Here is a 13,218-nt window from a genome sequence, read left to right as displayed (position 1 = left end):
TCGTACTCAGGTCAATGGAACACGACGGGGGCAAGACACTGACGATGACGCTCGACAGGTGACGCGGCGGGAGGTCAGTAGCCCAGTGTCAGGTGGCACCTTGGGCCAACCCCTGCACCGCGGTGTCCAGGGCTGACAGCAGACGACGCTTGGCAGCCACGAGCTCTTCAACGATGGGTCTGTCGGCAGCATGGGCGTACTTGGCTGCTCCATTCCAGAAGCTCAGGTCGCTCTGTAGACCCGAGCTCAATGCAACCACGATTTCCCGCGGATCCAGTTCCGCCTCGTAGACGGACAACTGCTCTCGCTGGATTTCTTCAGCGTCCCTGGCGTAGCCATCCACTTCCGCCTGCCACCCCTTGGACAGTCTGGTCGGCTTCTCGCCCCTCGCCGCCTTGCTGGCATTGATTCGCTCCTCGAACGCGGCCTGCACAAGATCAAGTGCATCCGCGGCGTCCAGAGCACGCTCGAGCAGCGTACGGTCAGAAGTCGAACGAGACTTTCCCAGTGCGATACGAAGGGCTGGAGCAAACATGGCGCAGGTGAATGGGGTTGTTTCGTTGGGTTGTTTCTTCGGACGGTCAAACGTCCGGTCCAAGCGATCCGCGAAGGCGGGCGCTGCAAGCCCGGACTGAAGCAATATGCCGGGCACCTCAGGGCGAGGCCTGCAAAGCCTGTTGCAGCCGTCAATTCGAGCGGAGGGGTCAGGCCCCACCGCGCTTTGCCGCTTCCTGCGGCAGCACGTTTCTGACCGCTTCACGGGCCTGAAACCGCTGCATCTCGGCTCTGAGATTCTCTCGTTCCTCCTGGAGCCCGAGTCGGTCCAGGCTGTTGAAGTACTCCAGGTAAGCGTCCATTGCCGCTGCAGAGGTCCGGGCAGCCTCGCGCATGCAACCCACGTGACCTTCCGCTGCGCGTGGCCACCAAAGGTGGAAGGCCTTGACGCGGATGGAGATCAATCGCCGGAAGAGGGCATGGATGCGCGCCACATCCTTGGTCTCGCGGAGGTGATGACCGAGCACGATAATCTCTTCAAGACCGCCGTCACGACCAAAGTTGGCGATGATGGTTCGTATCAAGTCATCGAGGCGCCCGGCATCGATCCACGCCTGAAACAGGCGGCCGTCAATCTCGCGCAACTCCTCGGCTGTCAGGTCACGCCCAAGGTCCTTGGCACGCTTGGCACAAAGGCGATCCAACTCGACACGAAAGGTGGGCATGAGTTTCAAAGCAGAGCTGAGGGGTGCGCATCCAGGAGCGGAAGAACACGTCGGCCTTCACGCGGTGCACGCCTGGGACCAGGCGCGGCTCGCCCAGTTACGAAGCCACGCACAGGATTGCGTCGGCACGATCCACACCACGCGCGAACGCGATGCTGTTGCCGCCAGAGCTGTGCCGCACCAGCAGCAACCGGAGGCTCCGCCCGGCACGCCGCGCCTCAGCGGCCGCAGGTGCGGCACTCATGTCGAGCACGGCCCAGTCATGCATCGTGGCCCGCTCGCATCGCGGGTGACTGTCTCGAGAGCCCGCGAAGCCGCGGTCGTCGTGTGTGAGCACCGCTCAGCCGCGCGATGCCAGCCACTGCGCGAAGCCGGCATAGAAGCCGCGGGTGCACCCTGTGGTGACACAGACGGGCGCCACGGCGCGTGCCGCGCCCTGGCGCTCGAACCATGCGGCAGCGAGGCGGAGACTGCTCTCGGCCGTCAGCGTGTAGGCGGGTCCGCGGGAAGCGGACTTCAATCCCGGGATGTTCTGCGCAGAGGCTTGGAGGTGGTTGATCGCCATGCCAGCCAATGTAGATAGGCACGTCGCAGTTGACTAGAATGAATCTGCTTGACTCATTGGTGACTTCTGGTTGACAAAAGCCTCCGGCACCCAGACGCGTCGGTCCTCGTTGGTACGGCCGGGGGCCGCACTGCCCGATGCAGGCGCACTGGAGTTCTTCGCACGAGTGGCGGGCGCCGACAGCTTTGCTGCTGCAGCTCGAGAACTCGGGCAGACCCGTGCGGCGGTGAGCCGTCGCGTGTCGCAGATCGAGGCGCAGATCGGCGTGCCGCTGTTCGTGCGTCACACCCGCGCCGTCGGCCTGACCGAAGCCGGCCGGCGCCTGCTGACCCGCGCCCGCGTCGTGCTCGAATCCGCAGAGGCCGCACGCCGCGCATTGCGCTCGCGCACCAGCGGTCTGTCGGGCACCTTGCGGGTGACCACGGTGCCGGTGTTCGGCCACACGGTGCTCGGCCCGTTGCTGGCGGCCTTCCAGGCGCGCCATCCGGCGCTCCAGATCGAATTGCGTTTCACCCTGCGCCGCGTCGACCTGCTCCGCGAAGACGTCGATCTCGCTTTCCGCATGACCGATCGGCCACCCGACGACTGCATCGCGCAACCTGTGCTGCGCTTCGCCGTCGGCGCCTACGCGGCGCCGGGCTCAAAGCCGAAACTGAGGCGTCCGGAAGACCTGGCCCGGGCGCGCTGCCTGGTCTACGCTGCGTCGGCCGAGCCTCGGACCTTGCACTGGGTGCACGACGCCAGCGGCGAACGGGCCTCGGTGGAGGTGCGGCCTTGCATGTCGGCCGACGATCTCGGCACGTTGCAGGCCGGGGCACGCGCTGGTGCCGGCATCGTGTTCACGCCGGACTTCGCTGTTCGTGACGATCTGACGCGCGGCACGCTCGTGGACACATTGCCCGGCTGGCGACTGCCGATGATGGAAGGCAACACGGTGCATGCGCTGACACTGCCGCTGGCCGTCGCGCCCGAGGCCGCGCGCGCGCTGGTGCGCTTCGTGGCCGACGCGTTACGTCACTGAGCGCTCTGGCACGCCAGAGCGGCTACAGAGGCCAGCAGACATCTACCAGCGCGCTCGCTGCAAGACCAACCGGTACCCATCGGCGTCTTCGAAGGTCGCGCCCAGGGTGTCCCAGTACGGGTTGTAGGAGGCCACGGGCTCGTGGCCCAGCCTGCGCAGACGTGCCACCGCAGCTTCCCACTCCGACAGCTCAGGCAGGTAGAAGACGATCAGGTGGTCCTGACTCGGCGCACGGCCGACTGCGTGCCCACGCTGGTGCGTGAACTCGAAGTGGTACGGTCCGCCGGGCTCGCCAAGCATCACGCCATCGAAGCCAGCATGGTCCTCAAAGTGACCGAGCACCTCCAGGCCCAGACCGTCGCGGTAGAACGGCATCAGAGCATCGATGCTATCGGTCGGGCGTGCAATGCGAAGAACGGGCATGTTCATGTTGATTCTCGAACTTAAATGGGGCGCTCAATCTGCGCGGCCTTTGTAGGAGCGGATGGCGGTGACTTGTCCGTGGGGGTCGAACTGGATCACGTCGACCACGAACAGCTCGGTCTGTCCGTCTACCACGATCCTCAGTTCGCCGGCAACGGCGTACGGGCTTTCGTAGACCGTCAGCACGTCGATGTCGATGCTGCGGGCTGCCGCGAAGTTCGCCGAGGTAGCCTGCTCCACATCGGCCCTTCCTTGCACGGAGATGTTCCAGTCGCGCAGGGACACGCTGTCGGCCAGCATGCGCGAGATGCCCGGAAGGTCCTTGCGCGCGTAGCAGGCAAGGAAGTGGCGGAATCTGTCGGTCAGGTTCATGGCCTGCATCATGCCGTTGCATTGTTCAGAACCTTGTTCAGCGGGTCATGGCGCACTCAGGGCGGCGGGCCAGTTGACCGGCCGCCCGCGCACCGCGCCGGCGGGCATCGACCAGCCAGCGCTCGATCCGCTGCGGCGACGCCGATCGGACAGGGCTGCGGCTGGTGATGCGCACCAGGTTGATGCCGCAAAGCGCAAGAATCAGGCGCCGCATCTGCCAATGGCCCGGCATGCGGTCGAGCCAGCTGTGGTGTCAGGGTGGCGCGTCCATCGTCGCCAGTCGTTCTGCCGAGCGCCCGTGGAGCACGCGGCCCCAAAGGGCTGAGTTCGGTCGGCCGGGAGAGGCATAGCCAGAGACCAGGGTGCGATCGAGGAAGCCATTCAACAGCGCGGGCGTCGTCTCCCGCCAGACCGGGCACGCCCAGGCCACATGCTGCTCGGCCCCTTCGCAATCTGTAGAACGCATGCCCCGGCCACCCAACCGACCCTCGCTGACGCGCGAGCCCATCGAGGTCGATGCTCTGGACCTGATCGATCGCGCGGGACTCGACGCCTTCAGCATGCGCCGCCTGGGCCAGTCGCTGGGGTTGGAGACGATGAACCTGTACCACCACTTCCGAACAATGCCCACCTGCTCGATACACTCTTGAACCGCGTCCTGTCCAGCATCCGCATCCCCTCGCGCGACGAAGACCCGTCCTCACGATTGCAGCAGTTGGTGAGGCAACGGCGTCGCATTGCGAGACAACACGTGCACCTCGATGCGTGGCTCTCGCCGCGCCGCTGGAACGCCGCCACGGGCATCGCCTTTCTGGCGGAGATCCCGGCCTGCGTCGCCAACCCAGGCCTGGACGCCGAGCGAGCGGCGCGGGCTATCCGGGTGCTGGGGTTCTTCGTCCTCGGCGCAACACGCGACGAGACACAGGGCTGCGCCCACGGGCCCCGTCGCTGGAGCCACTGACGCAGGCCGAGTTGGAGGCGCTGTCCCTCCAAGACGCGCCAACCAGAAGGTCCTTCACGCCCGACCAGTTCGGCGCGACCCTCGGGCTGAGTCTTGACGTGCTGCTCCTTGAAGCGGACCTGCCGCGATGCTGAACCGCTGGCCGCGCGTTCGCACACCGGCAGCCGGTGTCGGACGGCCTTGCCGTGACCCTGGGGCTTGAGCCCTTGTAGAGCCTGGCTCGGCAGGATGCCGTCCTGGTCACACCGAATTGGATTCCCCGTGCCTCATGCCCCGGAATGCGGAAGGCGCCACCTGCTGTGCACCGCCGCAACGGCGCTATGCGCAGCCGCCTGCGCGAGCGGCCGCACCTCCACCGCAGCTGAGGCGCCACCACGGCGCCTGCCGCCGACCGCGTTCGTCGCCGCTCATCAGGAGCGACCGACGCCGGCGACGTGGCGGGCTTCCCGGAGACCACGACCGTTGCAACGGACGAGGCCTGGGGGCGGCGTCCGAAACGAACGGGGTGACCGTCACGCACTGCGCGGCAGGCCGCGTCCGCGGCGGCCTGCAACCCCTCAGCCTGGACTTCGGCTGCACACAGCCTCGACCGCTTCGCTGACCAGAACATCGGGCGAGGCCCAGTCGTGGCCGCTCATGGTGATCAGCGCCTGGCAAATCCCGTTGAGCGCGCAGATCAGCACTTCGCTGCGCTGCCTGAGCAGTTCCGAGTCGACTGCCTCTCCGAGGACGGTGGCAAGACAGCGCACGAACAGTTCGAACCGCGCGCGCGGCATGCCAGTCGCGACGAATCCCTCGACGTCCGTTCGCGACAGACCTCTGGACATGAAGACCAGGAAGTAGTGGTCGCGGTGCTCCAGCCAGAACGCGACGTAGGCCCGTGACACGGCATGCAGCCGATCGCGCGGATCGGTGTCAGCAGCAGCGAGGGCGTCGAGGCGGTCGAACAACGTGGCGAACACATCCGACCAGAGCAAGCCCAGGATGTCGAGCTTGGAGTCGAAGTACGCGTAGACGGTCTTGGGCGTGCAGCCTGCCTCAGCAGCCAGCTTGCGCATGGAGACCGCGCCGTAGCCGTCCTGCTGGAACAGCTGCAAGGCGCACCGCGCAATGTGGACACGCATGTCCGCGATTTGAGCCGGCGAGCGCAGCGGGCGGCCCCTTGCCCGCCGTTGCACACGTGGCCCGCCTGATTCCTGCTTCATCGCCCCACAGCTCTCCACGCGTTGTTCACCCTCTCAGTGTCCTCGACCCTGAGTCGCACGCATTGACCATGCCGACTGGTTTATGTATAACGCGTGTTCTTTAAATTCACTGGAAGCAGATGCAACAGCGACTTCTTCTTGCATTGGCGTTGGGCCTGCTGGCGGCCAAGGGCTCGCTGGCCGGTGGTGCATCCGACCTGGCCGGACACTGGCGCACCGACCGCTACGGAGCCCTGGTTCAGATCACGGACTGCGGTGATGGCACGCCGTGCGGTCGCCTGACCTGGCTCGACCCGCGTGTCACGCAAGGCACCACGCACGATGTCCGCAACGGCGATCCAGGTCAGCGGGGCCGTGCGCTCCTGGGCCTTCCCATCCTGTGGGGCTTCGCTTCAGGGAAAGACGGATGGCGCGATGGGCGGCTCTACAACCCCGCGGATGGCATGACCTTCCGCGCGCATCTGGGCCTGCTGTCCTCTTCCGCGCTGCGCGTCACGGGGTGCCTTGGCCCCTTGTGCCGCAGCGAGGTCTGGACACGAGCAGCCGGCGAAACGGCTGCCGCGGATCGCACATCGCCATGAGTTCGTCCTCGATCATGGGCCCTGGGCGGCACGCAAATCTGTTGCGCGTCTGGTTCCTGGCCGCCGCGCTGTGGAACCTGGCCGGGGCGTTGCCTGGGCTCATCGATCCGTCCGGCATGTTCGAGCGCGAGTTCGGTCGTGCGTTGACCGACCCGGTGCAGGTGGCGATCTACCGTGGCGCCTGGGGAACCGCGCTTCTCTACGGGCTGGGCTTCTTGATCGTGGCACGCGATCCAGCGCGTCACTCGGGCATCGTCGTGATGGGCGGCCTTGGCAAGACGCTGTTCGCGGCGAACCTGGCCTACATGCACCTGAGCGGCTGGACCTCCTGGTTCGCCATCGTGGTGATTCTTGGAGACATCGTCTTCGTCGGCGTCTTCGCTCTGTACTTCATGCGCCTGCGGCGCCGTGGCGTCGCTCTGCTGTAGGCTGCGCGGCGGCTCCCACCGAAGCCACCGCCGCGCGACACGGCGACACCGTCGCCATGGTGGACGAGCAGACGATCTCCTCCGACCAACGCCCTCGCAGCCTCAAGCCAGCGGAACCTCCCGATCCGCTGAGCCCATGCAGCCGGGTCGCGCCGCTGCCGTCCGAAGACGACATGCCCTTGCAGCGTGAGTCAACAACGGTGGGCCTCGAAGTCCGTCTTCAGCGTCGCCGCCGCACTCGGACGCGATGGTCGCTCTCGTGTCTCCCGCGCGTACGGGCGCCGGCTTTCGTACGCCAGGTTCAACAGGGCCTGCACGCCTGGCAACGGACGCGCGAGTCGCGGCGCGGATCCCACCCGAACGACAACGAGGAGTCTTCAGGCATGGACCCGGATCGAAGGACGGGGCTCACGACGTGAAGCATCGGCAGAGTCCTGGTGTCGCGGCACCCACCACTTGTGCAGCCGACGGGATCAACGTCGGACGTTGGCCCAGAGGCTGTTGCGGATGTTGGAGACCGTGTCGTTCTGCGCCCAGGACGCCAGCGCCGCCCCAGCAGAATTGAATGCCAACGCCAGTCCGGTCTTGATCCCACCCGGCTGGGTTTCCAGCAGCGCCTGCGGTCCCCACGTCTGCCCCCAGAGCATCTGGCGCGTGTAGACACTGATCTCGGGCGACGTGGGGTCAGGCCACGTGTCGACTGCGACGTAGACCAGCTGCGCGTTGCCCTGGGCATCAATGCCCAACTCGCGGTCCAGCGCGTACGGTGTGGCGACCACCGGTGTCGAGAATCCGTCGGCCGGCGTGAAGCGAACGGTCTTGATGGCGAACAGGCCGCTCTGCCAAGCCACGACGGCCCGGCCGTTGGCAGCCATCGCCGCGCGGATCTTCACATCCTGCGTCGACAGTGCACCCGCGTCAAAAGCCACCGGTGCGGACCAGCCGGCGCCCGTGCTGAAGCGCGCCACCTGGATGGCGTTGCCCTGCTCCCAAACGGCGATCGCGTTGCCCGCACCGTCCATGACCACGCGCGGGGGCGAGCTCTGGTCGACGTCGTCGAAGCTGGCGTCCATCGTCACCGGCGCCTGCCAGCCGCTGACCGGGTCCAGGCGGGCCGCTTTCATGCTGTCGCTGCTGTCACCCGGATTGCGCTCGACCCAGATGGCCATCGCGCTGCCATCCGCGCTGCGCGCCAGGTCTGCGGAGTCGGTGTCCAGAGCCCCACTGGTATCCAGGCGAACCCACTCGCGCCACACTCCATTGGCTGGCAGGTTGAGGTGGTAGACATCGCTTCCGCTCGTCACCGCCTGGATGTTGCCCGCGTCGTCCATCACCGCCGCATTGAGTTGGCCCGCCCCCGAAGGCGCGGCAGCTGGTTGGAACGGGGAGCCCCAACCGCCGGAGACCGTGAATCGCCGCGTTTCCATGTTCGCCCGAATCCAGGTCACCACGCGCTGGGCGTCGATGAACAGTCTGCCGCCAACGATCTGGCGGTTGGCGAAGTCCGTGATGCCTGGGACCTGCACCGCAGGCTGCCAGCCCTGGCCAGCGACGTAGAGCCGGGAGTAGACCTTGCTCACGTCACCGTTGGGCTGGCCATCGGGCTGTTGCCAGATCACCATCGCATCGCCATTCGGCGACATCGCCGTGACCTGGTACACGAGACCGCTTTCAGTCACGTTGAAGTCATCGCTGCTCTCCAGCCGCGTCGCAGTGCCCCAGGCCGGTGCCGGCCCGCCCACCGCCGCGAACGCCGCAGTCACGCTGCGCGCTTCGGTCATCGTGAGACTGCAGGTGCTGGCTGTTCCGCTGCAGGCGCCGCCCCAGGCCTGAAAGACTTGGCCCTGGGCCGGCGAGGCCGTCAGCACCACGGCGCTGGACTCCTCGAAACTCGCGCTGCAACGGGTGCCGCAGTCGATACCCGATGGCTGAGAGCGCACGGTTCCCGCTCCTGTGACCGTTACCGCTAGGGCAAGGCTGCGAGCTGGCGCGCCAAAGCGGACCGAGGCGCTGCTGGCCTGTGACAGCGTCAACGAACAGGTGCTGCCGGTGGCGGCAGCGCAGGCCCCGCCCCAACCCTGCAGCACCTGGCCAGTCGCTGGCGTGGCCGTCAGGACCACGGTGGTTCCGGGGGCAAACGGCGCGGAGCAGATGCTGCCGCAATCGATGCCAGCGGGCTGTGAGACCAGCCGTCCCTCACCGGTGACGCCGACGCTCAGATTGACCGGATCGGGCGTGGGCGCAGCCGCGAACGAGGCCGTGACCGCGCCACCCCTGGTGAGGGTGCAGTTGCTGCCGACAGCGCCCGTGCAGACACCGCCCCAAGACCGCAGAATCTGGCCAGCCGCGGGCACCGCGGTCAGGGTGATGGATGTGTTGGCAGGAACGCTGATGCTGCAGATGCTGCCGCAGTCGATTCCCGAAGGACTGGTGACACGGCCGCTGCCGCTGACGTCCACGCTCACCAGATAGGGCGCATCCCCCGCAGGCGCATCACTGCCGCCACCGCAGCCGGCGAGCAAGCTGAGCACCAGACCCAGCGCGAGCCCGAACCGACGCGCGCCAGGTTGCCGACCAAGATCCAATTGCATCATCTCTCCAAGGGTTAGACCTGACTCCAAACCAGAGCGGTGTCTGCGCCGAAGCCGTTCGCGACGATGCTAGGCTGGCCCTTGTGGACAGCCGGCCACGGCAGCACCACGGATCGATAACGTTTCGGTAACGCCGGGCCGCCACCCCTGGACTTGACCCAGTCGGCAGGTAGTCTCGCCAACAGACCAACAGCCATGACCGTGCGGATGGAGAAACCGGCGTTTTGTTATCGTTTCGGGACTGCTGAATTTGATGAAGCGCGCTGCGAGCTGCGCGTGGCCGGGCTGGCGGTGGACGTCGAGCGGCGGGCACTGGACGTGCTGGCCTACTTGCTGCGGCACGCCGGCGAGGTGGTCACCAAGGAAGAGTTGCTGCGGGAGGTCTGGGCGGGCCGGGTGACGGTGGACAAGGTCGTGCCCAACGCCATCAACAAGTTGCGGCGCGCACTGGGTCAGGCCAACGCCGTCCACATTGCCACCCAAGCCCGTGCCGGTTACCGGCTGGACGGCCTGGTGTCCCGCGTTGCGGTCGGGCGCCAGCCTGTCAGCCAGATGCAACTGGCCCCCGGCCAGCCGTTGCCGTCACGACCGCACTTCGTGCTTCAGAGACAGCTGGGCCATGCAGGCGGCAGCGAGGTCTGGCTGGCCGAACACCAGAAGACCCATGAGGCGCGGGTGTTCAAGTTTGCGCTGGACGCCGGCAGGCTGCGAGCACTCAAACGCGAAGTGACGCTGCTGCGCGTGATGCATGACGGCGTGCCGAACCCGCGCCATGTGGTGGAACTGCTGGACTGGAACTTCGAGTCGGCGCCGTACTTCATCGAATGCCGCTACGCGGGGCCGACCTTGTCAGAGTGGGCCGCGCAGCACCTGCCGGCGCTGGACACGCCGGCGAGGCTGGCTCTGTTCCTGCAGATCGCTGACGCGGTAGCCGCCGCTCATGCGGTGGGGATCCTTCACAAGGACCTGAAGCCCGCCAACGTTCTGGTGGAAGGCGGCGCCGCGCAGCCCCGGGTGCGCCTGACGGACTTCGGCAGCGGCCATCTGCTGGATCCCGACCGCCTGAGCCAGATGGGCATCACCCGGCTCGGGCTGACCGTCGAGCAACACGGCAACGATCCCAGCAGCGGCACGCCGCTGTACACCGCGCCGGAACTGTTCGACGGCATGGCGCCGACCGTACGAAGCGACGTTTACGCCCTGGGCGTCATGCTCTACCAGATGCTGCTCAGCCGCTTCGGGCAGCCCATGGCTTCGGGCTGGGAGGCGGATGTCGCCGACGAACTGCTGCGCGAAGACTTGCGCCTGGCCACCGACGTCAACCCTGAGCGGCGGCTGGGCAGCGCGGCCGACCTGGCCAGCCGCCTTCGCCGCCTGAACCAACGCAGATCCGAGATCGAGCAGGCCCGCCAATACCAGCAGGCCGTGCGCCGCGACCGGCAGACCCTGGCGCGCGCCCGAGCCCGGCGCCCCTACGTGCTGGCGCTGGTGGCCGCACTGGCGGTCGGCGTGGTGGTGGCCCTGATCCTGCAGCACGAGGCCGTGGTCGCGCGCAACGAGGCGCAGCGGGAACTGCACAAGGCCGGCGCCCTGGCACGCTTCCTCAACGAAGACTTGATTGGCCGGTCCAACCCCCTGGTCTCGGCCAAGGGGTCTGACGCCACCTTGCGCGAGGTTCTCTTGTCGGCGCGCGACCGCGTCGGCGAGCGCTTTCGCGCGCAGCCGCAAGCCGCGGCGGAGATCCACGCCAGCCTGGCGGCGATGTTCGGCGCCGTCGACCTGTTCGACGAGGCACAGGCACAGGCCCGCCTGGCCCTTGAACTGAACGAACGCCTGGGCGGCGCGGCCAGCCCCGCAGCACTGCAGGCGCGTGCCGTGCTGGTGAACGCACTGGCACGCCAGAGCCGGCTGGATGAGGCGCAGCAGACGCTGGAGGCACTGGAACGGCTGGTCGATGCGAGTGACAAGCCGAACGCAGCAGGCAGCGCAGAGGCAAGGCATCAGGTCGCGGTCGCGCGCAGCGCCGTGCTGCTGCGCCGCGGCGACTTTGTCCACGCCAGCGCCGAGCTGCGCAATGCCATTGACACGCTCGACGAGTTCAACCCGGACCATGCGGCGCGCCGCGACGCCCTGCGCCTGGAGCGCATCTCGGCCCTGGGCCTTGCCGCCGAACGGCGCCTGGCCTTGCAGGAAGGCCAGCAACTGCTGCTCGAAGTGCAGGCCCGGCCGGGCGACAACGAACTGATGATCGCCCTGATCCGCCTGGCCATGGTGCGCGGGCACGGCGAAGACCACGCGGCTATCGAACAGCTGCTGCTGCAGGCACAGCCGGTCATCGTGGCCCGGTTGGGGGAGGGCCATTCACGCCACCTGCGCCTGTTGGGCGAGTTGCAGGGCGTGGCGTTCCGGCGCGGCGATTGGCCCCGCGCCAACACCTACGCGCAAGCGCTCCACGAGCGCGCACGCGCGAAATTTGGGCCCGATCACGCCACCACCTACGTGACGTTGCTGAACTGGGCCCGCACGCTGGGCGAAGCCGGCCAGGGTGCCTTGGCCGTGGACAAGGCGCGCGAAGGGCATGAGCAGATGGTGCGTCTGCTGGGGCCTGGCGCGCCGCAGGTGCAGGACGCGGCCTTCGTGCGTGCCTGGATGGAGCTGGAGGCTCAGCGGCCGGCGCAGGCGCTGAAGCTGATTGACACCATCAAGCCTGCCGTGCTGGAAACCTACCGCGCCAGCGGCGTCTGGCAGGCCGGGGTCGACGCACTGCGCGGCATCGCCCTGCAGCAGCGCGGACAGGCCGCTGCGGCCCGGCCGCTGCTCGACGACGCTCTGGTCAAGCTCAAGGGCGAGGAAGATCTGGCCCAGCCTTCACGCGTGTACGTGCTGGCCCAGCGCGCTCGGGCACGGCTGCCTTGATCAGGCAGCGTCGCTTGCCTACTTCAGGGAAGAATCTTCTTCATGCGTTCCCTACTCCTTCTGACCGGCCTGCTGTTGTCCACAGGCACCGGTGCCATCGTCATCCGCGACGACGTCGAAGACGCGGAGTACCGTGTCAGCGCGACGGAGTTCCCTGCGCTGGTCGACCTGCCGGACGAGGGACATGGGGTGCTGGTTTCCGATCGATGGGTTGTGACGGCTGCGCATGCGGTCACCTGGCAAATGCCGGTCAAGCAGGTCGTCATCAACGGCCTTGGCCGCACGGTGGAACGCGTGGTCGTCCATCCTGGCTACGCCAAGCCACCGCAGGCGCTGCTCGACCAGTCACTGCAGACCTGGGACTGGACGCTGTTCCGCGCCGCGCTGTCGGCGTCGGCAGACATCGCCTTGATCCGGCTGGCCGAACCCGTGTCCGACGTCACACCCATGACGCTGCACGCACAGGGCGACGAATTCGGGCGGCTTCTGCAGGTGGTGGGCAAGGGTGCCACGGGCACCGGGGCGGAAGGCTATGCATTCCACAGTCCGCGCCGCACCGAACTGCGCCGAGCCTACAACCGGGTGAGCAGCACGCACGGTGGCTGGTTCTGCTACGCCTTCGACGTCCCTGCGCAGGCCCTGCCACTGGAAGGCAGCTCCGGTAGCGGCGACAGCGGCGGGCCGGTGCTGATCAACACCGACAGCGGCTGGCGCCTGGCTGGGCTGACTTCATGGGTCGATGCCCAGAGCACGGTTCGCCGGCCCGGCCGCTACGGCCAGGTGAGCTGCAATGTGCGGTTGAGCCACTACAGGGACTGGATCGATCGCGTGATGGAGGGCGCGCACTAGCTGCGCCAACTGGATACGGACCACCGGCCTCGAAGTACGGCGCTGGAGGCTCAGCCCACCGGTCGGTCAGCTCGAAAGTTGCGCCG

General features: G+C 67.3%; 14 protein-coding genes. 6 read left to right on the top strand and 8 right to left on the bottom strand.

Annotation, left to right across the window (positions count from 1 at the left end; genetic code table 11):
• Positions 1-88 precede the first annotated feature (88 nt).
• From ACPOLB_RS27080 to ACPOLB_RS27070, 3 genes are all read right to left on the bottom strand, one after another.
• Positions 89-652: a hypothetical protein gene (locus tag ACPOLB_RS27080; RefSeq protein ID WP_425259181.1), complete on the bottom strand. Its 564-nt coding sequence runs from the start codon at positions 650-652 to the stop codon at positions 89-91.
• Between the two features lie 52 nt (positions 653-704).
• Positions 705-1,220 carry a hypothetical protein gene (locus ACPOLB_RS27075; protein ID WP_425259180.1) on the bottom strand — a complete coding sequence of 172 codons (516 nt, stop codon included), beginning with the start codon at positions 1,218-1,220 and terminating at the stop codon, positions 705-707.
• A 340-nt stretch (positions 1,221-1,560) separates the two neighbouring features.
• Positions 1,561-1,785: a hypothetical protein gene (locus ACPOLB_RS27070; protein WP_425259179.1), complete on the bottom strand. Its 225-nt coding sequence runs from the start codon at positions 1,783-1,785 to the stop codon at positions 1,561-1,563.
• 70 nt (positions 1,786-1,855) lie between these two features.
• Between ACPOLB_RS27070 and ACPOLB_RS27065 the strand changes: the two genes are divergently transcribed.
• On the top strand, positions 1,856-2,806 hold the full coding sequence (locus ACPOLB_RS27065; RefSeq protein ID WP_425259178.1) for a LysR substrate-binding domain-containing protein: 951 nt from the start codon (positions 1,856-1,858) through the stop codon (positions 2,804-2,806).
• A gap of 42 nt (positions 2,807-2,848) precedes the next feature.
• On the opposite strand, the gene ACPOLB_RS27060 is transcribed toward ACPOLB_RS27065, so the two are convergent.
• Genes ACPOLB_RS27060 through ACPOLB_RS27050 form a run of 3 tightly spaced genes read right to left on the bottom strand, consistent with a single transcriptional unit; the run spans position 2,849 to position 3,833 of the window.
• On the bottom strand, positions 2,849-3,235 hold the full coding sequence (locus tag ACPOLB_RS27060) for a VOC family protein (RefSeq protein ID WP_425259177.1): 387 nt from the start codon (positions 3,233-3,235) through the stop codon (positions 2,849-2,851).
• A 27-nt stretch (positions 3,236-3,262) separates the two neighbouring features.
• Complete coding sequence (locus tag ACPOLB_RS27055; RefSeq protein ID WP_425259176.1) at positions 3,263-3,601, bottom strand: hypothetical protein; 339 nt, start codon at positions 3,599-3,601, stop codon at positions 3,263-3,265.
• 37 nt (positions 3,602-3,638) lie between these two features.
• Entirely contained in the window at positions 3,639-3,833 is a 195-nt protein-coding gene (locus tag ACPOLB_RS27050; RefSeq protein WP_425259175.1) for a hypothetical protein, read from the bottom strand.
• 414 nt (positions 3,834-4,247) lie between these two features.
• On the opposite strand from ACPOLB_RS27050, the gene ACPOLB_RS27045 reads away from it, so the two are divergent.
• Positions 4,248-4,562: a hypothetical protein gene (locus ACPOLB_RS27045; RefSeq protein WP_425259173.1), complete on the top strand. Its 315-nt coding sequence runs from the start codon at positions 4,248-4,250 to the stop codon at positions 4,560-4,562.
• Positions 4,563-5,119: 557 nt separating this feature from the next.
• Here the strand turns inward: ACPOLB_RS27045 and ACPOLB_RS27040 are convergent.
• Entirely contained in the window at positions 5,120-5,659 is a 540-nt protein-coding gene (locus ACPOLB_RS27040) for a TetR/AcrR family transcriptional regulator (protein WP_425259171.1), read from the bottom strand.
• A gap of 227 nt (positions 5,660-5,886) precedes the next feature.
• On the opposite strand from ACPOLB_RS27040, the gene ACPOLB_RS27035 reads away from it, so the two are divergent.
• Both ACPOLB_RS27035 and ACPOLB_RS27030 read left to right on the top strand, forming a co-directional pair.
• The gene (locus ACPOLB_RS27035; RefSeq protein ID WP_425259170.1) at positions 5,887-6,348 is read left to right on the top strand and encodes a DUF2147 domain-containing protein; all 462 of its coding nucleotides are present in this window, start codon (positions 5,887-5,889) and stop codon (positions 6,346-6,348) included.
• On the top strand, positions 6,345-6,776 hold the full coding sequence (locus ACPOLB_RS27030; protein ID WP_425259169.1) for a hypothetical protein: 432 nt from the start codon (positions 6,345-6,347) through the stop codon (positions 6,774-6,776). Before ACPOLB_RS27035 ends, ACPOLB_RS27030 begins: the two co-directional genes overlap by 4 nt.
• Before the next feature lie 473 nt (positions 6,777-7,249).
• Here the strand turns inward: ACPOLB_RS27030 and ACPOLB_RS27025 are convergent, their stop codons facing one another.
• Positions 7,250-9,367: an InlB B-repeat-containing protein gene (locus ACPOLB_RS27025; RefSeq protein ID WP_425259168.1), complete on the bottom strand. Its 2,118-nt coding sequence runs from the start codon at positions 9,365-9,367 to the stop codon at positions 7,250-7,252.
• A 195-nt stretch (positions 9,368-9,562) separates the two neighbouring features.
• Here ACPOLB_RS27025 and ACPOLB_RS27020 point away from each other — a divergent pair, with 195 nt between their 5' ends.
• On the top strand, positions 9,563-12,283 hold the full coding sequence (locus ACPOLB_RS27020) for a protein kinase domain-containing protein (RefSeq protein ID WP_425259167.1): 2,721 nt from the start codon (positions 9,563-9,565) through the stop codon (positions 12,281-12,283).
• Positions 12,284-12,325: 42 nt separating this feature from the next.
• Complete coding sequence (locus ACPOLB_RS27015) at positions 12,326-13,132, top strand: trypsin-like serine protease (protein ID WP_425259166.1); 807 nt, start codon at positions 12,326-12,328, stop codon at positions 13,130-13,132.
• Positions 13,133-13,218 lie beyond the last annotated feature (86 nt).

Origin of the sequence: Rubrivivax soli, assembly GCF_049810355.1 — a bacterium.
Lineage (GTDB): Bacteria > Pseudomonadota > Gammaproteobacteria > Burkholderiales > Burkholderiaceae_C > Rubrivivax.
The sequence above is the reverse complement of the archived record's forward strand: the minus strand, read 5'-3'. Positions and strand labels throughout refer to the sequence as shown.

What these genes read in the sequence shown, in the direction of transcription:
- ACPOLB_RS27075 (WP_425259180.1), bottom strand. Translation starts at nt 1,220, where the DNA reads ATGCCCACCTTTCGTGTCGAGTTGGATCGCCTTTGTGCCAAGCGTGCC.
- ACPOLB_RS27070 (WP_425259179.1), bottom strand. Translation starts at nt 1,785, where the DNA reads ATGGCGATCAACCACCTCCAAGCCTCTGCGCAGAACATCCCGGGATTG.
- ACPOLB_RS27060 (WP_425259177.1), bottom strand. Translation starts at nt 3,235, where the DNA reads ATGAACATGCCCGTTCTTCGCATTGCACGCCCGACCGATAGCATCGAT.
- ACPOLB_RS27055 (WP_425259176.1), bottom strand. Translation starts at nt 3,601, where the DNA reads ATGAACCTGACCGACAGATTCCGCCACTTCCTTGCCTGCTACGCGCGC.
- ACPOLB_RS27050 (WP_425259175.1), bottom strand. Translation starts at nt 3,833, where the DNA reads ATGCCGGGCCATTGGCAGATGCGGCGCCTGATTCTTGCGCTTTGCGGC.
- ACPOLB_RS27035 (WP_425259170.1), top strand. Translation starts at nt 5,887, where the DNA reads ATGCAACAGCGACTTCTTCTTGCATTGGCGTTGGGCCTGCTGGCGGCC.
- ACPOLB_RS27030 (WP_425259169.1), top strand. Translation starts at nt 6,345, where the DNA reads ATGAGTTCGTCCTCGATCATGGGCCCTGGGCGGCACGCAAATCTGTTG.
- ACPOLB_RS27025 (WP_425259168.1), bottom strand. Translation starts at nt 9,367, where the DNA reads ATGCAATTGGATCTTGGTCGGCAACCTGGCGCGCGTCGGTTCGGGCTC.
- ACPOLB_RS27020 (WP_425259167.1), top strand. Translation starts at nt 9,563, where the DNA reads ATGACCGTGCGGATGGAGAAACCGGCGTTTTGTTATCGTTTCGGGACT.
- ACPOLB_RS27015 (WP_425259166.1), top strand. Translation starts at nt 12,326, where the DNA reads ATGCGTTCCCTACTCCTTCTGACCGGCCTGCTGTTGTCCACAGGCACC.